Source organism: Spiroplasma endosymbiont of Glossina fuscipes fuscipes (assembly GCF_049669535.1).
Lineage (GTDB): Bacteria > Bacillota_I > Bacilli_A > Mycoplasmatales > Mycoplasmataceae > Spiroplasma.
Map to the genome: position 1 here is coordinate 1,465,081 of NZ_CP187162.1, position 24,201 is coordinate 1,489,281.

At 28.2% G+C, this 24,201-nt stretch carries 24 protein-coding genes and 1 riboswitch; of the genes, 9 read left to right on the forward strand and 15 right to left on the reverse strand.

Annotated elements, in window-relative coordinates; genetic code table 4:
* Positions 1-53 precede the first annotated feature (53 nt).
* The 4 genes from budA to mutM all read right to left on the reverse strand — a co-directional run bounded on the left by budA (position 54) and on the right by mutM (position 4,593).
* Entirely contained in the window at positions 54-779 is a 726-nt protein-coding gene (gene budA, locus ACOBWH_RS08775; protein ID WP_424526521.1) for an acetolactate decarboxylase, read from the reverse strand.
* 2 nt (positions 780-781) lie between these two features.
* On the reverse strand, positions 782-2,449 hold the full coding sequence (alsS, locus tag ACOBWH_RS08780; protein ID WP_424526522.1) for an acetolactate synthase AlsS: 1,668 nt from the start codon (positions 2,447-2,449) through the stop codon (positions 782-784).
* 91 nt (positions 2,450-2,540) lie between these two features.
* Positions 2,541-3,431, reverse strand: a complete 891-nt coding sequence (gene fba, locus ACOBWH_RS08785; protein ID WP_424526523.1) for a class II fructose-1,6-bisphosphate aldolase — start codon at positions 3,429-3,431, stop codon at positions 2,541-2,543.
* Between the two features lie 328 nt (positions 3,432-3,759).
* Positions 3,760-4,593: a DNA-formamidopyrimidine glycosylase gene (gene mutM, locus ACOBWH_RS08790; RefSeq protein ID WP_424526524.1), complete on the reverse strand. Its 834-nt coding sequence runs from the start codon at positions 4,591-4,593 to the stop codon at positions 3,760-3,762.
* A 237-nt stretch (positions 4,594-4,830) separates the two neighbouring features.
* On the opposite strand from mutM, the gene ACOBWH_RS08795 reads away from it, so the two are divergent.
* The 4 genes from ACOBWH_RS08795 to ACOBWH_RS08810 all read left to right on the forward strand — a co-directional run bounded on the left by ACOBWH_RS08795 (position 4,831) and on the right by ACOBWH_RS08810 (position 7,112).
* Complete coding sequence (locus ACOBWH_RS08795; RefSeq protein ID WP_424526525.1) at positions 4,831-5,457, forward strand: DUF2278 family protein; 627 nt, start codon at positions 4,831-4,833, stop codon at positions 5,455-5,457.
* 168 nt (positions 5,458-5,625) lie between these two features.
* Positions 5,626-5,817, forward strand: a complete 192-nt coding sequence (locus ACOBWH_RS08800; protein ID WP_424526526.1) for a hypothetical protein — start codon at positions 5,626-5,628, stop codon at positions 5,815-5,817.
* Positions 5,818-5,938: 121 nt separating this feature from the next.
* Positions 5,939-6,376 (forward strand): hypothetical protein, encoded by a 438-nt coding sequence (locus tag ACOBWH_RS08805; protein ID WP_424526527.1) that lies wholly within the window; start codon positions 5,939-5,941, stop codon positions 6,374-6,376.
* Between the two features lie 181 nt (positions 6,377-6,557).
* On the forward strand, positions 6,558-7,112 hold the full coding sequence (locus ACOBWH_RS08810; protein ID WP_424526528.1) for a GNAT family N-acetyltransferase: 555 nt from the start codon (positions 6,558-6,560) through the stop codon (positions 7,110-7,112).
* Positions 7,113-7,114: 2 nt separating this feature from the next.
* Here the strand turns inward: ACOBWH_RS08810 and polA are convergent, their stop codons facing one another.
* The 4 genes from polA to rnmV all read right to left on the reverse strand — a co-directional run bounded on the left by polA (position 7,115) and on the right by rnmV (position 11,924).
* Positions 7,115-9,721: a DNA polymerase I gene (gene polA / locus ACOBWH_RS08815; protein WP_424526529.1), complete on the reverse strand. Its 2,607-nt coding sequence runs from the start codon at positions 9,719-9,721 to the stop codon at positions 7,115-7,117.
* 67 nt (positions 9,722-9,788) lie between these two features.
* The gene (locus ACOBWH_RS08820; protein WP_424526530.1) at positions 9,789-10,532 is read right to left on the reverse strand and encodes a 4-diphosphocytidyl-2C-methyl-D-erythritol kinase; all 744 of its coding nucleotides are present in this window, start codon (positions 10,530-10,532) and stop codon (positions 9,789-9,791) included.
* 2 nt (positions 10,533-10,534) lie between these two features.
* Positions 10,535-11,383, reverse strand: coding sequence for a 16S rRNA (adenine(1518)-N(6)/adenine(1519)-N(6))-dimethyltransferase RsmA (gene rsmA, locus ACOBWH_RS08825; protein ID WP_070407226.1), 849 nt, complete (start codon positions 11,381-11,383; stop codon positions 10,535-10,537).
* Positions 11,384-11,387: 4 nt separating this feature from the next.
* A complete protein-coding gene (rnmV, locus tag ACOBWH_RS08830) occupies positions 11,388-11,924 on the reverse strand; it encodes a ribonuclease M5 (protein WP_424526531.1) in 537 nt (178 codons plus the stop codon).
* Positions 11,925-12,032: 108 nt separating this feature from the next.
* On the opposite strand from rnmV, the gene ACOBWH_RS08835 reads away from it, so the two are divergent.
* From ACOBWH_RS08835 to ACOBWH_RS08855, 5 genes are all read left to right on the forward strand, one after another.
* A complete protein-coding gene (locus ACOBWH_RS08835; protein WP_424526532.1) occupies positions 12,033-13,082 on the forward strand; it encodes a rod shape-determining protein in 1,050 nt (349 codons plus the stop codon).
* Between the two features lie 245 nt (positions 13,083-13,327).
* Positions 13,328-14,386: a rod shape-determining protein gene (locus ACOBWH_RS08840; RefSeq protein WP_424526533.1), complete on the forward strand. Its 1,059-nt coding sequence runs from the start codon at positions 13,328-13,330 to the stop codon at positions 14,384-14,386.
* Between the two features lie 89 nt (positions 14,387-14,475).
* Positions 14,476-15,210 (forward strand): lipoprotein, encoded by a 735-nt coding sequence (locus ACOBWH_RS08845; RefSeq protein WP_424526534.1) that lies wholly within the window; start codon positions 14,476-14,478, stop codon positions 15,208-15,210.
* Positions 15,211-15,380: 170 nt separating this feature from the next.
* Positions 15,381-16,427 carry a rod shape-determining protein gene (locus tag ACOBWH_RS08850; RefSeq protein WP_424526535.1) on the forward strand — a complete coding sequence of 349 codons (1,047 nt, stop codon included), beginning with the start codon at positions 15,381-15,383 and terminating at the stop codon, positions 16,425-16,427.
* Positions 16,428-16,496: 69 nt separating this feature from the next.
* Entirely contained in the window at positions 16,497-17,555 is a 1,059-nt protein-coding gene (locus ACOBWH_RS08855; protein WP_424526536.1) for a rod shape-determining protein, read from the forward strand.
* A gap of 69 nt (positions 17,556-17,624) precedes the next feature.
* Here ACOBWH_RS08855 and ACOBWH_RS08860 read toward each other — a convergent pair whose 3' ends face one another.
* The 7 genes from ACOBWH_RS08860 to guaB all read right to left on the reverse strand — a co-directional run bounded on the left by ACOBWH_RS08860 (position 17,625) and on the right by guaB (position 23,775).
* The gene (locus ACOBWH_RS08860; protein WP_424526537.1) at positions 17,625-18,395 is read right to left on the reverse strand and encodes a TatD family hydrolase; all 771 of its coding nucleotides are present in this window, start codon (positions 18,393-18,395) and stop codon (positions 17,625-17,627) included.
* A gap of 9 nt (positions 18,396-18,404) precedes the next feature.
* The gene (mnmE, locus tag ACOBWH_RS08865; protein ID WP_424526538.1) at positions 18,405-19,748 is read right to left on the reverse strand and encodes a tRNA uridine-5-carboxymethylaminomethyl(34) synthesis GTPase MnmE; all 1,344 of its coding nucleotides are present in this window, start codon (positions 19,746-19,748) and stop codon (positions 18,405-18,407) included.
* A gap of 63 nt (positions 19,749-19,811) precedes the next feature.
* Complete coding sequence (locus ACOBWH_RS08870) at positions 19,812-20,147, reverse strand: R3H domain-containing nucleic acid-binding protein (protein WP_424526539.1); 336 nt, start codon at positions 20,145-20,147, stop codon at positions 19,812-19,814.
* Positions 20,148-20,398: 251 nt separating this feature from the next.
* The gene (yidC, locus tag ACOBWH_RS08875) at positions 20,399-21,676 is read right to left on the reverse strand and encodes a membrane protein insertase YidC (protein ID WP_424526540.1); all 1,278 of its coding nucleotides are present in this window, start codon (positions 21,674-21,676) and stop codon (positions 20,399-20,401) included.
* Between the two features lie 15 nt (positions 21,677-21,691).
* Complete coding sequence (gene rnpA, locus ACOBWH_RS08880; protein ID WP_070407237.1) at positions 21,692-22,009, reverse strand: ribonuclease P protein component; 318 nt, start codon at positions 22,007-22,009, stop codon at positions 21,692-21,694.
* 42 nt (positions 22,010-22,051) lie between these two features.
* Complete coding sequence (rpmH, locus tag ACOBWH_RS08885) at positions 22,052-22,186, reverse strand: 50S ribosomal protein L34 (RefSeq protein ID WP_424526541.1); 135 nt, start codon at positions 22,184-22,186, stop codon at positions 22,052-22,054.
* Positions 22,187-22,329: 143 nt separating this feature from the next.
* The gene (gene guaB / locus ACOBWH_RS08890) at positions 22,330-23,775 is read right to left on the reverse strand and encodes an IMP dehydrogenase (RefSeq protein ID WP_424526542.1); all 1,446 of its coding nucleotides are present in this window, start codon (positions 23,773-23,775) and stop codon (positions 22,330-22,332) included.
* A gap of 61 nt (positions 23,776-23,836) precedes the next feature.
* A riboswitch (purine riboswitch) is annotated at positions 23,837-23,934 on the reverse strand.
* Positions 23,935-24,201: the final 267 nt, after the last annotated feature.

Genomic DNA, 24,201 nt, shown 5'->3' on the forward strand with positions numbered 1-24,201 from the left:
AAAGTAATATGCTTTTTCTTTTTTATTTAAAAAAGCAACAAATTTGAAAAAAATTATTTTTTTGCTTTTTCAGCTAATTCAATTTCTTGTTGCAATTCTTTACTCATTATCTCTTTAGTTAAATACTCATCAGTTATCGGTAACTCTAAATCAATTTTTGAAAAATAAGATATTTCAATAACACCTGTTTCTAATAGAAAATCAAAAATATGACCACCAGTATCTTTTTTCGTACTAATAAAGTGCGAATGAAAACCATGCACTCCCAAAGTATTTGCAAAAGCAGGTGTTCAAAATCCAACAATATCTCCTGTTACATTTTTACTTTCAACAACCGCTTGATGAGCAGTTGCTTTTAATAATGTTGGATATGGTTTTTCTTGACGAGAAACTGTTCGTGTTTTCATTTCTAAAAAGGAACCATTAATCTTAATTCCATAAAATAAATTAGAACTTGGTAAATTCTCAAGAATAATTTTTTGTACTGTTTCATAATTAGACTGTTGTGAAATAACAATTTTTTTATGTTGTTCAAAAAAAGCTACTGAAGCAAAAGGTGTTGTCATATCTAAATTAACTAAATTAACCTTACCATCAGCTTTTAATTGATACGCAACACCATCTAAAACAACTAGTTCACCATCTAAGTAATCAAAAGTTCCTAACCCAAAATCACCTTGTTTTAACAAAGCACGAAAATCAAGAACTCCATCAAAGTTACCAGCTGCTAAACTTGCAATTGTTGAAAATTGATAAATTTTTCCATATTTTTGCATCATAACTAATAAATCTCTTTCTCTAATAATGTTTTTCCTAATAAAATATTTTCACTATAATCAACGGGGATATCAATAACAACAGGTTTGTTAGCAGCAAAAGCTTTTTGCAAAACATCTTCTAATTCACTTGGATGATTAACTCGCATCCCAATTGCACCAAAACTTTCAGCATATTTAACAAAATCAACTGGTCCTAATTCAACTCCTGATGTTCGATTATACTTCATATTTTGTTGAAAAGCAACCATATCAAAAGTTCCATCAGTTCAAATTAAATGAATAATTGGTAAATTTAAACGAACAGCCGTCTCTAATTCCATTGCTGAGAACAGAAAACCACCATCTCCTGACATTGAAATTACTTTTTTACCAGGCCGAACTAATGCGGCCCCAATTGCTCATGACAGAGCAACTCCTAATGTTTGCATCCCATTACTAAATAATAATGTTCGCGGTTCATATGAACGAAAATGACGAGCCATTCATATATATAATGAACCAACATCAACAGTTACAGTCATATCATCACTAATTAATTTTCGAACAGTATGAATAATATGCAACGGATGTGTTAAATTAGCTTTTTCAATATGTTTTATATTTTGCCCATCTTCTAGTTTTGATTTTAAATCATCTAAAATCTTATTTTCGTTTGATGCTAATGCCAACTTATCAAACCCAGCCGCAAATTTTTGTAGCGTCTTAGCAATATCACCAACAAGTTCTAATGTTGGTTGATAATAATTATCAATATCAGCAATCACTTCATCAATATGAATAATTTTACTATCCTTATTTTTATTTCATACTTTTGGATCATATTCAACCGGGTCATAACCAATGGCAATAACTAAGTCAGCATGGTCTAATAAGATATCTCCTGGTTGGTTTTTAAATAGTCCAACACGACCATAAAAATGTTGTTCTAAATCCCGTGAAATAACTCCTGCTGCTTGGAAAGTTTCAACAACTGGTAATTTTGTTTTTTCAACAATTTTACGAATTGCCGCTGTTGTAACTGCATCAGAAGAACGCATTCCTAATAATAGGACTGGTAATTTAGCTTGATTAATTTCAGCAATTAAATTAAGAACTTTTTCATCACATGCTGACCCTAAATCATAATTTGATGAAAGCACCAATGCCTCATGTTGAATGTCTTCAGCATTAACAATATCTTGTGGCAATGAAACAAAAGCAGCTCCTTTTCGTCCCGCTGTTGCTTCCCGAAAAGCATTCGCCAATGCTTCTGAAATATTATTTGGATGAACTACTTCTTTACTATATTTTGTAATTGGTTGAAACAAAGCAGCATTATCCATTGCCTGATGTGTTCTTTTTAAACTATCTTCTCGACCAACATTCCCAGCAATGGCAACAACAGGATCGCCCTCAGAGTTAGCTGTTACTAAACCTGTTGCAAGATTTGAAGCGCCAGGACCACTTGTAACCAAAACAACTCCTGGTTCACCAGTAATCCTTCCAACTGCCGCTGCTATAAAAGCAGCATTTTGTTCATGCCTTGTTAAGATTAATTTTGGGCCACGATCAACTAATACATCAAAAACTTTATCGATTTTAGCTCCTGGGATCCCAAAAATATATTTGACATTTTGGTTGATTAAAGTGTCCACCACAATATCAGCACCCGTTTTTTTATTTTTACTCATTTTTATTCCTCCTGAGTTCTATAGTAAATACAACATTAACATCATTTAAAAATGAAATCTCAGAAAAAACATTTCAATTTTGAAATATTTCCTAAACTTTACCTTTGCAACCAAATCATGTTGTTAACTCATCAAATGTTGCTTTGATTGCTTCATAACCTGGTTTCAATAATTTACGCGGATCAAACCCTTTCCCATTTTCCGGTTTGTCTTTTCCCGCTTCAATATATTGCCTTGTTGCCGCAGCAAAGGCAATTTGTAATTCAGTATTAACATTAATCTTACTAATTCCTAATGAAATTGCTTTTTTAACTTGTTCTTGCGGAATACCACTTCCACCGTGTAAAACCATTCCAATTTTAGCAGCAGCTTGGATATCTTCTAACGCTTTAAAATTTAATCCTGGTCATCCTGTTGGATATGGCCCATGAATGTTCCCAATTCCTGCTGCTAAGAAATCAATCCCTGTTGCAACCATTTCAGCTGCTTCTTTCGGATCACCAATTTCACCAGCACCAACAACACCATCTTCTTCGCCACCAATTGTTCCAATTTCAGCTTCAACCAAAACAGCATTTGCTTTCGCATAAGCTACTACTTCTTTTGTATTTGTAATATTTTCAAAAAATGGATGATGACTACCATCATACATCACTGAAGAAAAACCAGCATCAATTGCTTTTTTGCAACTGTCCACTGATTGACCATGGTCTAAATGTAAGGCTACTGGAACCGTAATTTCCAACGAGTCTAATAACGCGTTAACCATTGCAACAACTAAGTTATAACCTCCCATATATTTAATTGCTCCTTCTGAAGCACCTAAAATAATTGGGGTATTTGTTGCTTGTGCCACTTCTAATAGCGCTTTGGTTCATTCTAGATTATTAATGTTAAAATGGCCAACCGCATATTTATTCTGATGTGCTTTTTTAATCATTTCACTAGCATTAACTAGTTTTTTATGATATTTTTGTCCCATATTTTTTTCCCTTCTAAATATAAAATCTCACGTTATTATTATAAACTTTTTATTTTTAAAAATCTTATAAAACAAAGCATTTTCTTAATTTTATTGAATTTACCAAAAAAACTAGAAAAAGTAATAATTCTCTAAAATTTTACTCACTCTTCAAAATCCTATGTTATTATGAAATTACTATATGGCAACATATAGTAAACAAACAGAACTTATCATTACCTGACGGATGGGCCTCCTAAAAGGTAATACCCAAAAATATGTATCCGTTAGTAAATAGTTTTTTCATAGTTTTTCTAAAGGGCACTCCTTATCAAAGGAATGTCTTTTTTTATTTTAATTTTTGACAATAATTACAATAGTAAGTTCCTCGACCATTAACAAAAATTTTATCAACTTGATTTTTACAATTAACACACTCCAATTTATTTCGACCATGTACTTTTAACTGCTGAAAAAATTTCCCATCCATTCCTGGTTCAGAATGATAAGTAGCAATTGTTGTTCCACCTTCATTAATTGCTTTCTGAAGCACAATTTTTGTATTATCAATAATATTTTGATAATCTTGATCAGCTAAGTTTTTGGTTTTTTCACCAGGGTGAATTTTTGATGCAAATAGAATTTCATTTGCATAAATATTACCAATTCCAACGATAACATTTTGTTCTAATAATGTTGTCTTAATTGGTTGTGATTTGCTTTGCCAAGCATTTTTTAAATATGAAACAGTAATGCGTTCATCAAATGGTTCATACCCCAATTTATTTAATGGTGCTTGTTGCAAATAATCACTCTTATCATATAAATGCATTGTCCCAAATTTTCTTGTATCATGGTAACGTAATTGAAATTGATGGTCAAGTTCAAATAAAACCATAATATGTTGTCATTCACCTGGTTCATCTTTTTTTGTAAAAAAATACTTTCCTTCCATTCTTAAATGACTAATTAAAACATAATCATCTAGAATAAAAAGTAAATGTTTTCCCATTCGATCAATTTGATTAATCCTTTGGCCAACAACTTCTTTAATAAAAACTTTTGAATCAATTGGAGCTTTTATTATTTTATTTCAAAAAATTTGACAATCAGTAATTGTTTTCCCCACGACATATTTTGTTAAAATTCGGCGAACTGTTTCGACTTCTGGTAATTCTGGCATATTGTTCCTTCTTTCTTATCAATAACTTAATTTTATTTTTATATATTATAAAAATCAAGATGCTAGTTTAAGAACATTAATTAAAAAGCAAATAATTACGCAATTGTTTATAATAATATGCAATTAATTTGATATAAATTATTATTAATGGTATTTCAATTGCTTTTTGCATAAAATAAAGATATCTTTTATAGATAACATTTAGATTATAAAATCATAGAAAGGAAATGATTAATTATGAAAGAAAATAAATATGTTTTTTTAAAAGGAAATTTAACCAACTATCATCCGACAATAAGAGGGAATCCTCATTTCAATTTAGAAATTACTGATAAAAATGATCAATCGTATACTGTCAACATTAATGTTCGTTCACGAATTAAACCGCATGATGTTTTATATTTTATTAAGCAAAATTATCAAAACGATATTGTTGACCGCTGTTTTGCTTTAGATGATACTGTTCATTCGAATTTGACAACAGGAAAAGATGGTTACTGCTTAGATTATTTAAAAGGTAATTTATTTGATTATCGTTATATCACTATTTTGCCATATATTGGGGATGAAGAAACAAGTGAACTAGAAACTTTATTTAAACAAATTGTTTCGCCTGCTTTAAACAATTCAAAATATCGAATTGGAATTTGAGGAATGGGCTATGGTAATCCAATTGATGGTGTCCACGATATTCATATGAATCAAGGAAACAATGGCACATTCAAAAAAGAAAATGGTCCTTGACAAGACGGAGCGTTTGCCATATATAATGTTGAGACAAAAACTGTTGAAAATATTATCTTTATTATGTTCCAATCACAATGTACAACAACCGATGATGAAGGAAATTGTCTAAATAATTAATAAAATGTCTTATAAAATAGGACAATGTTTTTCAACTGTGAATATATAAATAGAAATTATAAATTTATGATAAAAAATTTAAAACTAGCTTGTTCAAAATGTATATTATACTATACATTAATTTAAAGACATTAAGATATAATACAATTAAGAGTTAGAAGGGATAATATGCCAGAATGAGGAATTATTATCTTAGTTATTAGTGTTATTATAATCTTTGTAATTGCTATTTATGTCCCAATTTTATATCGAATTAGAAGTGCAAAATTTAAAAAAGAACGAACAATTGATCGTAAAATAACTGTTGATAAACCCAACGATCACCATCGTCACTTATTAATTATTAGAAAAGTCACTTAATCGCCCTTTTTACACCAAATATTTTACTAATTTAACAAATAAATATGAAGTTAAAGCATTAAAAACAAAAATTGTTTTTAATTTGGATCTTTTTGAAAGTGACTATACAAATATTATTGAAATGTTAGTTAAAGCAAGCGATAAAAAGTATCAATCATTAATTAGTTATTTAATTGATACTGACTTTTTATTAATAACAAATATCTTTTCAGAAATTACTAATTACTTTATTATTCCTAATTTAGAAGCTCTAAATGAAGAATGAGAAATTATAAATGATGTTTCTGACGAATATTATGCCCAATGAATTTTAGATTTTCGCCAACAAACAATTGATTTTATTTGTAATACTTATTTACCAATTGTTTATCAAAATATCCTTGCATTAATCAAAACTAAAGATATCACAAAATATGTGGATGAAATTCAGACAATAATTTTTAATAGTTTAGAAAAGAAATTTATTAGTTTAACAAATAAAATGATTACGAATTTTGAAAAAATCAATAATACTATTGATTGAAAAAGCAAATTTATTAACTGTTGCACAAAAATTTAAAGTTAATTTTGAAAAAATATATAATAAAAATTTTAATACCAGTAAAATTGAAAAACTGCTAGAAAAATAAAATATATAATAAAAATACTAATAAATAATTAGTATTTTTTAATTTTTATTTAAAAACAATATATTAAAACTATTTTTTAGATATAATATTTAGAAAAAGGAACCACTTATTATGCAACAATATCATTTAATTTTAGAACAGAATAAAATTATTGAAACTGAACGTCTAATTCTGCGCCCAATCACCCTTGCAGATGCTAATAATATTTTTGAATATAGCAAAGATATTGAAAACATACAATTTTTAGAATGAGGACCCCATCAAACTATTATGGAAACAGAAAACATAATTGCGCAACTCTTTTTAAACCAACCACTAGATAAATGAGGGTTGGAATTAAAAGATACCCATCAAATGATTGGAATTATTGATTTACGCTTAGATCCAATTATGCCAAATGCAAAAATGGGTTATATTGTTAATAAAAAATATTGAGGAAATGGCTATATTGTTGAAGCCGGGAAAGTAGTTATTGCCTTAGCTTTTAAAAAAATGAAATTAAAATGAATTTTTGCTGAATGCGATGTTGAAAACACTAACTCAGAACGAGCAATGATTAAAATGGGAATGGAATATTTAGGAATGTTACCATGCCAAATTACAACAAATTATGGCCAAAATCGAAATCATAAAAATTATGGCATAAAAAATGTTGATATCATTTAATTTTATTTTAAATCATATCAACTTAAACCTGTTTTCATATCAACTAATAACTTAACATCTAACACCGTTGAATCTTCCATTAAAGTTTTAACAATTGATTTAACTTGTGCTAATTCATTTTGTGGAATTTCAAAAATTAATTCATCGTGAATTTGTGCAATTATTTTTGCTTTTAAATTTAATTTAAAAAATTCTTGATCAATGTTTTTTAAGGCAATCTTAATGATATCTGCCGCACTGCCTTGAATTGGCATATTCATTGCAATTCGTTTTCCAAATTCTCTTTGCATATAGTTACGATCATTAATTTCGGGAACATATCGTTTTCGATTAAAAATAGTTGTAACGTAACCATTTTGTTTGCAAAACTCAACTTGACTATCAATAAACGCTTTAATTGTAGGGAATTGTTGGTAATAATTATTAATAATTTCTTTTGCTTTATAAACAGGGATATTTAAATCAGTTGCCAATCCAAAATCACTAATTCCATAGATAATCCCAAAGTTAACAGCTTTAGCGATACGACGAATATTAGACGTAATTTCTGCTTTTGGCAAATTAAAAATTTTCATTGCCGTATTAGTATGAATATCTTCATTATTATTAAAAGCCATAATTAAATCTGAATCTTTTGACATATGAGCTAAAATTCTTAATTCAATTTGTGAATAATCACATGATAATAAAATATTATCTGTTGCTGAAACAACAAATATTTTTCTAACCTCTTTTTGAACTTCATCACGAATACTAATATTTTGCATATTTGGTTCAACTGAAGAAAGGCGACCCGTATTTGTTAACGTTTGTTTATAAATCGTATGCACTTTACCATCATTAAAAATATACTTTTCCATCCCTTTTAGATATGTTGAATATAATTTTTGATACTTCCGATAATCTAAAATTTTAGGAATAATTTGATGAGTATCCTTTATTTCCTCTAAAACTTCCTGCGCTGTTGATCCTTTTTTTCGATCAGGCAAAGAAAAATCACAATATAATAATTCTGATACTTGTTTTGGCGAATTAGGATTAATTTCTTTTTGGGCAATTGCGTTAATTTCATTATTTAATTCTTGAACAATTTTTTCAATTCGTAATGTTTGAGTCGTTAACTCTTGTTGGTCAATTTTTACCCCATTGATTTCCATTCGTGCTAATGCAAAAGCTGTTGGTAACTCAATATCATAATATAAATCATATTGTTGATTAGTTTTTAATAATTTAATAATCTTTGGCTGCAATTTATTAATATAAAATGCTTTTTCCCCAATAAACTGACTTAGTTTAATAATATCAGCTGGGATTTGTTTTTTAACTCCTTTCCCATAAAATAAAACATCAGTTAAAATCTGTTTCTTTTCAAATAAATTAATGTAAGTATCTAGCGTATTTTTTGCATTAGAATTATAAACATAACCAGCTAGCATCATATCATAACTAATATTTTGCACAATAATGTTGTCCCGAGCTAAAGCAACAATTAAACTTTTGGCATGATAAGTTATTTTTTGATATTTTGTATCATGTAAAAACTGATGCCATAATTTGTCATGTTTAGCATGAATATAATCAAAATAAAAAACTCCTTTGGAATTAACAATTCCAAAGCCAATGATTTCTGAAAAATGATAATTTTCATCAAATAATTCTAAATAAATAGTAGTATTATCCTCATTATATCCTTCTTTTCATTCTTCAATAATTTCAACTTGTAACTCTGAATTTTGAAAATCATCTTTGTTACTAAATAATTTTGTTATAAAAGAATTCATATTATATTTTAAATAAAATTGCATTAAAGCATCATAATTTGGTTGAAATGGAGTAAATGCAAACTGTCTTAAATTAATATCACAAAAAATTGTGGCAACTTTTTTACATAATAACGCATCTGCTTTATTATTTAATAAATTTTGTTGTAATGTCCCTTTAATTTTATCAATATTATCATATAGGTTTTCAATTGAATGATATTCTTTAATTAATTTTATTGCTGTTTTTTCACCAACACCATGAACTCCTTTTAAGTTATCAGAAGGATCTCCCATTAATCCTTTTAAATCAGGAACTTGTAATGGTTTAACTCCTCATTTTTCTGCTAAAGCCATCTCATCAATGACATCGGCAGTATCGCCTTGACGCGGAACTAAAATATTTGTTTTATCACTTATTAATTGATATAAATCTTTATCACTTGAAAAAATATCAACATAAAAATCTTCTTTTTCTGCTTGTTGTGCCAAACATCCTAACAAATCATCAGCCTCATACCCTTCTTGTTCTAAATACGGAATCTGATAACTATCTAAAAATTCTTTTACAATTGGAAATTGCACAATTAATTCCTCTGGTGTTTTACTGCGACCATCCTTATAATCAGCTAATAAATCATGGCGAAAGTTCTTTTTTCCTTTGTCAAAAGCAACAACAACACTATAATAATTATTTACTTTTAAAATTTTATTTAGCATATTAGCAAAAGCATAAACTGCATTAGTTGGAGTTCCGTCTAAACTTTTTAACATTTCACCATTATAAGCCGTAGCATAAAACGCTCTAAAAAGTAAAGCATTTCCATCAATTAACAATACTTTATTCATTTTATAATCTCCTCATTTATGTTAAATTATAGCCTAAATTAATTTTAAAATATACTTTAAAACTATATTATCATGCTAAAAAAGCACCACCACTGCCCGATAGCATCACATTGTAGTGTTCTTTTTTTAATGTCATATAAAATTTTTTTAGCTTTGGATTAATTTTAAAAGCGGGTTGTTGCAGCATATTATAGTAGATATTAGTATTTTTCTTTACTTTATAATATTGATAATTATGATCAAATTCTTCATAAACATCTTTTGTAATTGATGAAATTTTTGAATTAATAACTTTAAAATTAGGAATTTCATATTTTTTAATTTGGTTCGATGTTAAATACGTAATTCTATTACCATAACCAGAAATAATTGCTGGTTTTTCTAAATAAAAAAATAAGGCATCTGAATTAAGATTTTTAATTAATTTTTTAACTTTTTTTGAATAATAATTAATTTTAAAAAAATTACAAATTATTTTAATAACGGCAACAGCATTACTAGAAGAATACCCTAACCCTGAGCCAATTGTTGTATTTTTAATTAAATTAATATGTAAAGGAATTGTTTTAAATTTAGGAAACACTGTAACAAACTTATGATAAGCGTCTAAAACAGTATTATTATTTCAATCAAGTTCTTTCTTATTACAAGTAAAGATTGTTTGATTACCTTGATAAGGTAGAACCTCAACCATATCATATTCTAATTTGTAAGGAAAAATAATACTTTGAATTCGATGCATTTTTTTTCATTGATTCTTACGAAAGACTTTTAATGTTAAATTAAATTTACCATATGACCTAATTTGCATTATTAACCTTCTTTCTCATTTTGTTTAACTTCATTATATAATATATAAAAATCATTTAAGGTTAAACTTTCTGATCTTAAATTTAAAGCATAATTTAATTTCAATAAAATATTTTGTGCTAATGTTTTGTCATGCAAAATAGTTGCTAAATTATTTAAAATTGTTTTTCGCTTTGTTGCAAACATGGCTCGAATAAAGCTAATAAAATCTTCCTCATTTTTTAAATCAGGATATTTTTGATTTAATTTAAATTTTAAAACAACACTATCAACTTTAGGCACAGGAACAAAATTATTTCGTCCAACTAAACAAACTTTTTCAATATCACTATAAAATTGGCAAACAATAGAAAGATTATTGTACACCTTTGAATTTGGTTGAGCCATAATTCTTTCACCAACTTCTTTCTGCATCATTAAAATAATTTCTTTTACCTTTGGGTTCTTTATTTTTAATAATTTAAAAATAATCGGTGAAGTAATATAATAAGGAATATTTGAGATGATACTAATTGGATTATTATCTGAAAATTCAGTTGCAAATAAAGTTTCTAAGTCAAGGGTTAAAATATCTGCTTCAATGATTTTTAAATTTTGATTTTTAAATTTTATTGTTAAATACCTTACTAAATCTGGATCAATTTCAACACAAATAAATTTATTTGCTTTTGCTAAAATTTCATTCGTTAAAGCCCCCATCCCCGGACCAATTTCTAAAATATTGGTTTTTGGAAATTCAAATGCACTATCAACAATTTTATTAATAAAATAAGCATTTGTTAAAAAATTTTGGCCTTTACTTTTTTTGGCAATAATCCCTTCTACTCACATTTCCTGATTTTGTTTTTTCATATCCTTATTTCTCCTCTAAAATCTTAATTAAATCATCTTTTGTCACATTCATATAATTTAAACACTTAAATGTTGTTTTATTATTAGTGGGTGCTAAATTATAATAATTGATAATTTTTTGACGTCTTAATTTTGAATCAACTAAATTAATATAATCACTTCATAATAAACTATCACCAACTGTGTTGCTAAATGTAATTAGATTACTAATACTATTCTTAATTGCTAACGTAGAAGCTTCAGCAACTCCTACTTTTTTTCCTTTAATTGCATCGGTCTTATTAATAAAAGCATGAATACAATTGTTATCTAAATAATCACTAATCATCTGACGTAATTTTTGACCAGGATGATCAGGGTCAGTAAAAATTATCACTTTATTATATAAACTAATTTTTTTAATTAATTCTAGCTTTTCTGTTGTAATTCCACTCCCACCAGTTTCAATGATTTTGAGGTCCGGAAAAATACTTTTCAATTTTGTTGCATCTGTCTTGCCTTCTACAATAATGAATGTTCCCACTGTTGCCTTTTCCCCCATAAAAATCTTTTTGGTTTAATTTATCATAATTTTATAGTATAATTATACTAGATTGTTATATTAAAATAATGATAAATTTTAAATATAGGAGTAGGAGGCAAAAGAAATATGGCTAATTATAAATTTGGAAAAGATTACTCGTTCTTAGCTTTAGACCTAGGTACAGCTAATACAGTAGCATATGTTTCAGGACAAGGAATTGTTTATAACGAACCTTCAATGATGGCATATGACACCTTAAGTAACTCATTAATTGCCTTAGGAAACGAAGCATACAAAATGATTGGAAAAACACATGAACACATTAGAATGGTAACACCATTAGTTGATGGAGTTATTTCAGATATGGATGCTGCCCAAGATTTATTAAAACACATTTTTAGTAGATTAAAATTATCAGGAATTTGAAAAAATTCTCTAGTAATATTAGCGTGCCCAAGTGGAGTTACAGAACTAGAACGTGGTGCTTTAAAAGCAATTGCAAAAGATATGGGAGCAAGTCACGTTTTAGTTGAAGAAGAAGTTAAATTAGCAGCATTAGGAACTGGTTTAAACATCGGATTAGCACAAGGAAACTTGGTAATCGATATTGGTGGAGGAACAACTGATATAGCAATCATCTCAGCAGGTGATATTGTAATCTCAAAATCAGTTAAAGTTGCTGGAAAACACTTAGATCAAGAAATTCAAAAATACATTCGTGCCGAGTATAATGTTTTAATTGGAATTAGAACCGCCGAACAAATTAAAAAAGAAATTGGAGCATTAGTTAAAATAATTAATGAAAAACCCGTTCGTGCCTTTGGGCGTGATATTATCACTGGACTACCACGTGAAGTAATGATTAAACCCGAAGAAATTAAAAACGTTTTATTAGCACCATTCTCAAGAATCACAGACTTGTTAGTTGAAGTGTTAGAACAAACACCACCTGAATTAGCGGGAGATGTTATTAGAAATGGAATCACAATTTGTGGCGGAGGAGCTTTAATTCGTGGAATTGTTAAATATTTTGAATCAATTTTCCAATTAAAAGTAAAAGCTGCAAATGACCCATTAATGTGCGTAATTGATGGCGCTAAAACATATGAAAAAAACTTAGGTGCTGTAATTGAAAGAATTCAATTGTTAGAAGCAAATGAATATAAAATTGCATAAAAATTAAAAGTATATTAAAATGTACTTTTTTTCTAAAAAAGAGAGTAAAATAAAAAAAATGCAAAAAAAAATGCAAAAAAAATGCTATTTTTAATTGCAAATTACTCTGGATTTTATATAATAAAATTATTTGATATTGAATTTTTTGTTACAATTTAAGGGATTTAATATTTAAGAAAATTATTATGTTATTTATTATTGCTATGTTTTTAACGAAGCAATAAATGGAAGGAGACATTTTAAAGATGGCAATATCAGACGTATTGAAAAATACATTCAACATCTCACCAAAGCCACCCCGTAAATTTATCGCTATAGATTTGGGGACAACTAATTCGATCGCTTATGTTGCAGGGAGAGGTATTATTTTCAACGAAGCATCCGTAATGGCATATGAAATTGGAACCAATAAACTAATTGCATTAGGAGATGATGCTAAAAAGTTAATTGGAAAAACTCATGATAGAATTGAAATTTATACACCATTACGTAACGGAGCAGTTACAGACTTATCTATTGCTGAAGAATTTATTCAACAAATAGGGAAAAAAGCAAAGGTGGCTGACTTATGAAAGAATGCTATTGTTTTAATTGCGTGTCCAAAAAATGTTACAGAGTTAGAAAAACGAGCAATAATCAAAATGTGTAAAAATATTGGTGCAGATTTTGTTAAAATTGAAGAAGATTCATTAATGGCTGCTCTAGGAGCCGGAGAAAACATTTTTGCACCAAAAGGAACTTTTATTTTAGACATTGGTGGTGGAAAAACAAGTTGCGCTATTATCTCAGCTGGCGGAATTGTTGAAAGTAAATCAATTAAAACAGCTGGAAATTATATTGATGAAGAAATTTTAAAATATATCCGTGCTAAACACACAATTTTAATTGGAGTTGTAACAGCAGAACAAATTAAAAAACAAATTGGATCATTATACAAAATGAAAGAAAACAAAAAAATGATCATTTTTGGAAGAGACGTTGTCACAGGAATGCCAAAAGAAGCTGAAATTTTAGATTCAGAAATTAGAAAGTTATTAATAAGTGTTTTTTCATCAATTACACAATTAATAACTGAAGTACTAGAACAAACACCTGCTGAATTAGCTGGAGATGCTGTAGCCAACGGTATTATAGTTACTGGTGGTTGTGGACAAATTGCAGGAATTAAAGAATTTTTATCAGATTATTTCCAAATTCCAGTTCGTGTTGCTAAAAATGCTGAAACATCTGTTATTGATGGTTGCATTGCATATGAGAAAAAAATTAGAGATGGATTAATTGAAGAAAATAAAAAAAAAAGATAAACAAATGTTTATCTTTTTTTTATGACAATGACAATAATTTTTATAAAAATGATAAAATAACATTATATAAGGTGTCAAATGAAACAAGAATGAAAAAACTACTATTATTTTTAACAGCATTAACAATTACAACATCGACAGCAACTGCTGTTGTTAGTTGTTCAACAATTGATGTTAGAATTCGTCAATCATTTGCAAGTTGAAGTTATACTTCAAAAACGGATCAACCAATATTTGGAGAAGTTTTTAATACCGATAAAACTATTAATGAGCCTTATTTTTCATACTGATTTATTCAACAAGTTTTAACTTCATCAGGACACATGAATACTGATAAACCATGGAATCAATTACTAAATAATAATAGTGGCATTGCCTGGCCTTATCCTAATACAACAAATATTGAAGAAATTGATAGTAATTGATTTTATTACACAATTAATACTATTCAAACTGGCAAAATAAATATTACAGATTTAAAAACTTTTTTTATCTACATGACAATCTATAATCCAATTATGATTTTAGAAAACAGCCAAATTTTTAAATATCAATATAGTCGTGAGAAATCAGCTATTAAAATAGAATATTTATATAAAACAACAAATGATATTGAAAAATATATTGAAACAATAAATAGCAAATATACTACTTTTTATAAAGAAACTGTTGAAGTTAAATATTTAAAATTAGTCCCATATTTTTTGCCAATTGAAGAAGCAAAACAACGAATTAAAAATTTAGTTAATACTTTAATTCGAATTTTAACAATTATGTCCCCTACTTTTGTTGTTACGTTAAACGTTAACACTAATCGCTACTAAAACTAATTATGGAAATAATTTTAAAAAAAAGTTAAAAAAATATGTTATAATTAATTCGTATTGTATTCTTTATTTACAATCAAATATAGAATTGCAATTCATTTTTACTGATTAATTAAATATATTAATCTAACTAAATAAAACAAGAAGAAACAGGAGGACAAAATTACATGGCTTTATTTAATAATAGCACAAAGAAACCAGCTTTCGTTTCTATGGACTTAGGAACTGCTAATACATTAGTATATGTTTCAGGTTCGGGAATCGTTTATAATGAGCCTTCAATTGTTGCTTACAAAATTAAAGAAAACAGAATTATTGCTGTAGGTGCAGAAGCTTACAAAATGATTGGAAAAGGAAACAAGTCAATTCGTATTGTTAGACCAATGGTTGACGGAGTTATTACAGATATTCGTGCAACAGAAGCACAATTAAGATATATTTTCACAAAACTACGTATTACAAAACAATTAAAACATTCAATTATGTTATTAGCTTGTCCATCAGTTATTACTGAATTAGAAAAAGCTGCATTGAAAAAAATTGCAATGAACTTAGGAGCATCTAAAGTTTTTGTTGAAGAAGAAGTTAAAATGGCTGCTTTAGGTGGAGGTGTAGATATCTACAAACCTGCTGGAAACTTAGTTGTTGATATGGGTGGAGGAACAACAGATATTGCTGTTATGGCCTCAGGAGATATCGTATTATCTAAATCAGTTAAAGTTGCTGGAAACTACTTAAACGATGAAGTACAAAAATTCATCCGTTCACAATATGGTCTAGAAATTGGATCAAAAACAGCTGAACAAATTAAAATTGAAATCGGATCATTATCAAAATATCCTGATGAAAGAAGAATGAAAGTTTATGGACGTGATGTAGTTTCAGGATTACCAAGAGAAATCGAAGTAACACCTGAAGAAATCAGAGAAGTATTAAAAGTACCAGTGTCAAGAATTATTGACCTAACAGTACAAGTGTTAGAAGAAACACCGCCTGAATTAGCAGGAGACATTTTCCGTAATGGAATTACAATCTGTGGTGGTGGAGCCTTAATTAAAGGAATTGACCGTTACTTTACAGATACATTACAATTACCATCAAAAATCGGTGAACAACCATTATTAGCCGTTATTAATGGAACTAAAAAATTCGAATCAGACATCTTTGATATCTTAAGATTAGAATCAATGCATGTAAAAGAATTAAATTACTAAAATGGCTATTAATAAGTTATTATTAATATAACTATGAATAGTTATTAAATCGTTAAGGAGGAAAAAAACGTGAGACCAGAAACTAGACCATTTATTTCTCTTGACTTAGGAACTGCTAATGTTTTAGCATATGTTTCAGGACAAGGTGTAGTCTACAATGAACCATCATTAATGGCTTATAACAATAAAACTAATAGTTTAATTGCCTTAGGAAAAGCTGCCTATGATATGGTTGGAAAAACACACGGAGATATTAGAATGGTAACACCATTAGTAGATGGGGTTATCGCAGACATGGAAGCTGCACAAGATTTATTAAAACACATCTTTTCAAGAATGAAAATGATGAACATTTGAAAAAATGCTATTGTATTATTAGCATGTCCAAGTGGAGTTACAGAATTGGAAAGAGAAGCTTTAAAAAATGTTGCTAAAGAAATGGGTGCTGAATTAGTTATTATCGAAGAAGAAGCTAAAATGGGTGCTTTAGGAGCAGGAATTAATATTGAATTACCTCAAGGACACTTAATTATTGATATTGGTGGAGGAACAACTGATTTAGCTATTATTTCATCAGGTGATATCGTAGTTTCAAGATCAATTAAAATTGCTGGAAACCACTTTGATGATGATATTCGTAAATACATTCGTTCAGAATATAACATTGCTATCGGACAAAAAACAGCTGAAGATGTTAAAAAATTTATTGGTTCATTAGTTAAATACCATAACGAAAGATCAATGCAAATTTATGGACGTGATATTGTTTCAGGATTACCAAAAGAAGCAAAAATCTCTTCAGAAGAAATTAGAAATGTCTTATTAAATGCATTTTCTAAAATTACAGACTTAGTAATTGAACTATTAGAAAATACACCACCTGAATTAGCAGGAGACATTATGAAAAACGGGATTACAGTTTGTGGTGGAGGAGCCTTAATTAGAAATATTGATAAATACTTCTTTGATATCTTCCAATTACCAACAAAAACTGCTTCAGATCCATTAAATTGTGTTATTGAAGGAACAAAAATCTTTGAAAAAACAATTAAGAAAAATATTGAAAATGGTTTGTATAATTTCCAAGAAAAAGGATTATTATCATCATTAGGTAAAAAAAGAAAATAAATTAAAATGAAAAAAATATTAGAGCAATCTAATATTTTTTATTTCAACTTTTGTTATTTAATTTAAAAATTATTCAAGATTAAATAATTTACGGGCATTCTTATTTGTAATACGAATCATTTCTTCAACGGGCATGCTTTTTAATTCTGCTAGTTTTTTAACTGTATACATAATAAATTTAGGATAATTTTTCTTCCCACGGTATGGATCAGGAGTTAAATATGGTGCATCTGTTTCAACCAAAATTTTATTTAGCGGTGCCATTTTAGCAACTTCACGTAACTGCTCGGCATTTTTAAAAGTAATATTTCCTGCAAATGAAAGATAAAATCCTAAATCTAAAAATTTTTTTGCCATTTCAATTGTTCCATTATAACAATGCATCAAACCATTTTCGATTTTTTGTGTTGTTAATATTTCATAACAATCTTCATAAGCATCACGACAGTGAATTGCTACAGGAAGGTTATGTTCCTTTGCTAATTCAAGTTGTTTAATAAATCAATGTTTTTGTAAATCTGGTGAAACATTTTTATGATAATAATCCAAACCAATTTCGCCAACAGCAATTACTTTATCACTATTTAATAACTGATCTAATTTTGTTAAATCTGTCACGCCATATTCAGCAACACCAGTTGGGTGAATCCCAATTGTTGCAAAAACATTATCATATTGCATTGCATGGCGAACTGCTGCTTTACTAGATTTTAAATTATACCCAACATTATTAAGCCAATAAACGCCACTTATTTTTGCATCAGCAATTATTGCTGAAGTCTCTTCGTTTTCATATTCATGTGACATTAAATGACAATGTGTATCAAAGATTCCTTGCATATTTTCCTCCTATTTTCCTAGGCAATATCTACTAAAAATTGTTGTCAATAAATCATCTTCATAATTTTCACCTAGAATTTCACCTAATATTTCCCAAGCCTCATGTAAGTCAACATTAATAATATCAACTGGAAATCCACTCGTAGTATTATTATATGCATTTTTTATTGAATTTGCTACCTTCTCTAACAAAGAAATTTGTTTTATGTTTGATAGAACCAACTGATCATCCTTAATAAGATGTTCAGTATTATATAATATTAAAATCTTATCAATTAACGCTTTAGTATCTCGATTTAAAGCAGAAATCCCAACTAAATGTTTATCTAAGTTGGACTTATTAACATTAAGTAAATCAATTTTATTGAGAACTAATAAATACTCTTTATTTTCAATTAACGCTTTAACACCAACATCTAATTCAACTAAATTTAAATAATTATCTGCAACAACTAAAACTAAATCAGCATTCTCAACTTGTTGTCGTGCTTTTTCAATTCCGATTTGTTCAATTTTATCAACTGTTTCACGTAATCCAGCAGTATCAATAATGTTCAGTGTTAGTGGTCCTAAGTTAATTTTTCCTTCCACAATATCTCTTGTTGTTCCTGGTACCTCAGACACAATGGCTTTATCTTCGTTCATTAAAGCATTTAACAACGACGATTTCCCAACGTTTGGTTTACCAAGAATCAAAACATTAATTCCTTCATTAATAATTTTACCAACTTTACTGATTTTAACTAAATCATTAATTTTCTGTTCTAAAACAAGTAACCGTTGATTTAATTCTTGTGTTGTTAAATCACCAACTCCATCATACTCTGGATAATCAATATTTACTTCAATGTTAGCAATAATATCTAACAATTCATCACGATAAGCACTAATTAAATGCGTGTTTTTATTTTGTAAATTATTTAGAGCTATTCTAGCACTAGTATCATTTGTTGCATTAACCAAATCGTTAATCGCATCTGTTTGCACCAAATTAAGTTTTCCATTTAAAAAAGCTCGTTGGGAAAACTCGCCTCGATTAGCTAACCGTGCTCCATTTTTTAACAATAACTTAATAATTTTATTAGTAACTAAAACACCACCATGACAATTAATTTCAATGATATCTTCGCCAGTAAACGAATTTGGACTTTCAAAACAAACTAAAATAACTTGATCAATTGTTTCGCCATTTTCAGTTAAATAACCATAGCAAACTTGGTTCCCATTAGGAACAACTGTTTTTGAAAAAATTTTATTAATAATTTTGTAACTATCAGACCCTGACATACGAATAACTGAAATTGCTTGTTTCACCATTGCTGTTGCTGGGGCAACTATTGTATCTTCAAACATTTTTTGAAACTCCTCTTTGCTTTGTTAAATTATATCAAAATTAAAAAAAAAATAAAATAATCATTATTTTTTATTAGTACACTTAATAACGATTTGACGGGCATTTTCTGGCCCAATTGATTTTGAAATTAAGTGTTGCAACTTTAAAATACTTTTATGTACTAATTTACGCTGATTTTTGTTCATAACTGGTAAAATATAATCTTTTTGTGATAACAAAACTTTATTAACTATTTTTCGAAGACTTTCAAACAGAATTGATTCGTTATAGTTAAAAACAATAATAATTTTAAAATTATTTTGAAATTTTCGACTAATATATGTGTGTAATAGATTTTCTAAAATAAAAATAAATTCAAAAATATTAATATTAAGCGTTAAATCTTTAACATCTAACATAATTAGAATTTGTTTATTATGAGATGAAAAAAACATCTCATAATCTTTTGATAATAAGATATCTTCAATAATAATTTTTAAACGCTCTTCACAAAAAGAAATAATATCATCAATCTCAAAAAAAAAGTTACATGTAATCGTTCAAAAAAAATTTTTTTGTAAATAATTCTGTCTTATAAAAATATGATTCGGATGAATTATTTAAAAATTCTTTAAATTTTTTTGTGATTTAAATTCTTTAACAAAAAACACTATTTTTTATTTTTTTTCTTACTATGTAAAGAGAATTTTGATTTTTTTGGTTTTGTTTTTATTGGGTTATAAAAAACTTTATTAGTTTTGTTTGTTTTTGTTGGCTTTGTTTTTGCTACTTCAATAACTTCTGCGTTGCCAACCGTTGATAACTTTAGTTTATGCACAAATAAATTTTTAATTTTTTGTCATCCTGATCCACTATTTTTATTTTTTTTGCTTCGCTTTTTAACTCGTAAGAAATGAAATCCTAAAGTTTGTAAAATTTGAATTACCGCAGAAAAAATCCAATAAATAGCAACCCCTGACGCAATCGAAATTGTAACTACAAAGAAAACAATAATCATTACCCCTTGCATAATAAACTGACGTTTACGAGCTTTTTTCTGCTCTTTAGTAATAACTTTTGTTTTACGAAAATTTAAAATCGTTGGTAAAATCATTGAAAGAACTTGGATTGGTAAATAAACAAATAATAGCGCTAAATAAACATAATTTCCACTTGTAATCATGTCTCAGGGCTTTTCAATCAAAGAAATTTGCCCAATTGTTGCCATTTTTAACTCTCGGGTTACTCGTACAACAGTATACATCGCAATTAAAAATGGAATTGATAAAAACGAAGAACCAATCGTTGATAACGGAGAAACTCCTTCCTTCCGATATAACTGCATCATTTCCATTTGTTGTTTTTGTTTAGCAGCAGGATCCTTTGAACCTTTATATTTTGCTTGGATTTCTGCTTGCTTAATTTGCATCAACTGCATTTTGTCTTGATTCCGCTGGGCTTTTCAACTGAACATTAAAGTAATTAATCGAACAATTAACGAAGTTAAAAAAAGTGCACCAATAATCCCAGCACCATTGTCTAAACCACCAAACCCATAAATTAAATTAACTAAAATTCAAGCAACTGGGAAAACAAAACATCCATAAAATGGTGATGTTGTTTTTACAAAAGCATCAGCCCATGTTCTAATAGCTAAATAAGGGTATTCAAATAATTGTCCATTTTCAAAATGAAAAAAGTGTTCTTTTCCAACGTTAGTTTTTCCTAAAATAATTTCAAAGAAAACTCCCGGTTTATATACTCTTTGGCCAGAAACATCTAAAATTTGCGCTGTTCCAAACTTAGGAACCATCATTTGTCCACAGCCTCACAACATTGATATAATTAAAAAAAGATACAAAATTAATTTTGTTCATTTCCAGGCAATTGAATATCAAGGTTTCCGTGTTCTTTTCCCATCTAAGAAAATATAATCACGATAGTTCACTATTACGCCTCCTTTTTACATTTTGATTTGATTTAATAAAATTTTTTTATTAACTAAATAACTATTACTAAAATATGGTTTTCTAACAATAATGATTTGGTCATAACCTTCTGTAGCTGAAAAGTCATATGATAGGATAGCTCTAATTTGTCTTTTTACTTTATTTCTAACAACAGCATTTCCTAATTTTTTACCAACGGATATTCCAAACCGATGATAATTAAGATCATTTTTTTTAAAATAAATAAAATAAGTGTTAGTTTTAATGAAAGAACGATTATTTATTATCTTTTGAAATTCATAATTCTTTTTAACAATAAATTTTTTTTTCACATTTTTACACAAATAGAAAAATAAAGTATGTCACCAACTAAATTAAGCTGATAATACTTTTCTTCCTTTCGCTCTTCTTCTACTTAAAACTTTACAGCCTGAAGCTGATTCCATTCTTGCTCGAAAACCATGTGTTCGCTTATGTTTGATTTTACTTGGTTGTCATGTTCTTTTCATTACTAGCACCTCCTTATGATATTAAGACATCATATAAATAATATATGAATTAAAAAAAATATCAATTAAAATAACATTTTTTAAAAAAAATATTAGATATTTTAAAACCTGATTTGCTAAAAATCAGGTTTTAAAGATTAATCTTATTTTGTGTAATTTGGTGGTTCTTTCGTAATTGCAATGTCATGTGGATGTGATTCTTTTAAACCATTATTTGAAATTTCAACAAATTGTGCTGTTTTTTGTAATGTTGCAATATTTTTTGCACCACAATAACCAAGACCACTCCGTAAACCACCAATAAATTGGAAAAGAATATCACTTAGTTTTCCTTTTAATAAAACACGACCTTCAACTCCTTCGGGTACTAATTTACGGTTCTTATCTTGAAAGTAACGATCAGCACTTCCCTTCTTCATTGCTGCTAAAGAACCCATTCCCATATATGTTTTATATTTTTTACCTTCAACAATCATTTCCTCACCAGGTGCTTCAAAAGTTGCTGCAAAAACTGATCCCATCATAACAGCAGCTCCTCCGGCTGCTAAAGCTTTAACAACATCACCAGAATACTTAATTCCACCATCAGCAATAACAGGAATCCCTTTTGGCCCACAAACCTCATAAACATCATTAATAGCTGTAATCTGGGGAACTCCCACCCCAGCAACGATTCTGGTTGTACAAATGCTTCCTGGTCCTACTCCTACTTTAATAGCATCAGCACCAGCAGCTATTAAATCTAATGCTCCTTGTGCTGTAACAACATTCCCAGCAATAAGTTCAAGTGTTGGAAAAGCTTTTTTAATTTTACTAACCATAGCAATAATTCCTTGACTATGACCATGGGCAGAATCAACAACAATCACATCAACACCAGCGCCAACAAGTTTTTCAACCCGCAACAAGGTGGTTTCATCAATTCCAACGGCTGCTCCTACTCGTAATCGTCCTTGGTTATCTTTACAAGCATTAGGATATTCATCACGATTATTAATATCTTTAATTGTAATTAATCCTTTTAAAATGTTTTTATCATTAATAATTGGCAACTTTTCAATTCGATTACTTAATAAGATCTCTTTTGCTTGTTCTAAATTAATTTTTTCATGAGTCGTAATTAAATTTTTTACTGTCATAAAATCAGCAACTGGTGCTGATAAATCATGACAAGCTCGAATATCACGATTTGTAATAATCCCTAACAATTTATTTTCTTCATCAACAATTGGTAATCCTGAAATACGATATTGCGCCATAATATTTTCAGCATCTTGAACAGTCATTGTTGGTTTCAAAGTAATTGGGTTAATAATAAAACCTGATTCATTTCGTTTTACTTTTTCAACTTCTGCGGCTTGGTCATCAATTGATAAGTTTTTATGAATAATCCCAATTCCACCTTCACGAGCAATTGTAATTGCCAATTTTGATTCAGTAACCGTATCCATTGCTGAAGATAAAAAAGGAATATTTAATTCAATATTTTTTGTTATTTTAGTTCTTAAATCAATCTGATAAGGTAAAATATCTGATTTTTGTGGAACTAATAATAAATCATCAAAAGTATAAGATTTTTTAATTTGCATATTTTTCTCCTCCAAAAGATTTAATACAAAATTGAATAAAAGAAACACGGTCTTAACAAATTAAAAATAAATTAAGACCTATAGTAATTAATTTAGGGTTAACTGTAGAGACACCAGACCATATTTCTAGTATATATAGGAAAATATATTATAGTATTAAATTATATTGATTATAACAAAAAAATAAAAAGGAACCAATAGAATCTACATTTAAATTGTTTTCCACGAAGAAAAGTTTTAAATTACAAAAAATGTTAATAATGTGGAAAAAGATATAATTATCCAGTAAAAATAGGGGATTTATAAAAAAATAAAAAAATATTATACGTGGAAAACCACTGATATTTTTTAAATTAAATTTTTTTTACTACTTTTCCACATCTTTTATTTATAATTAATGAGATAAAAACTAATGGAGATGAAGTA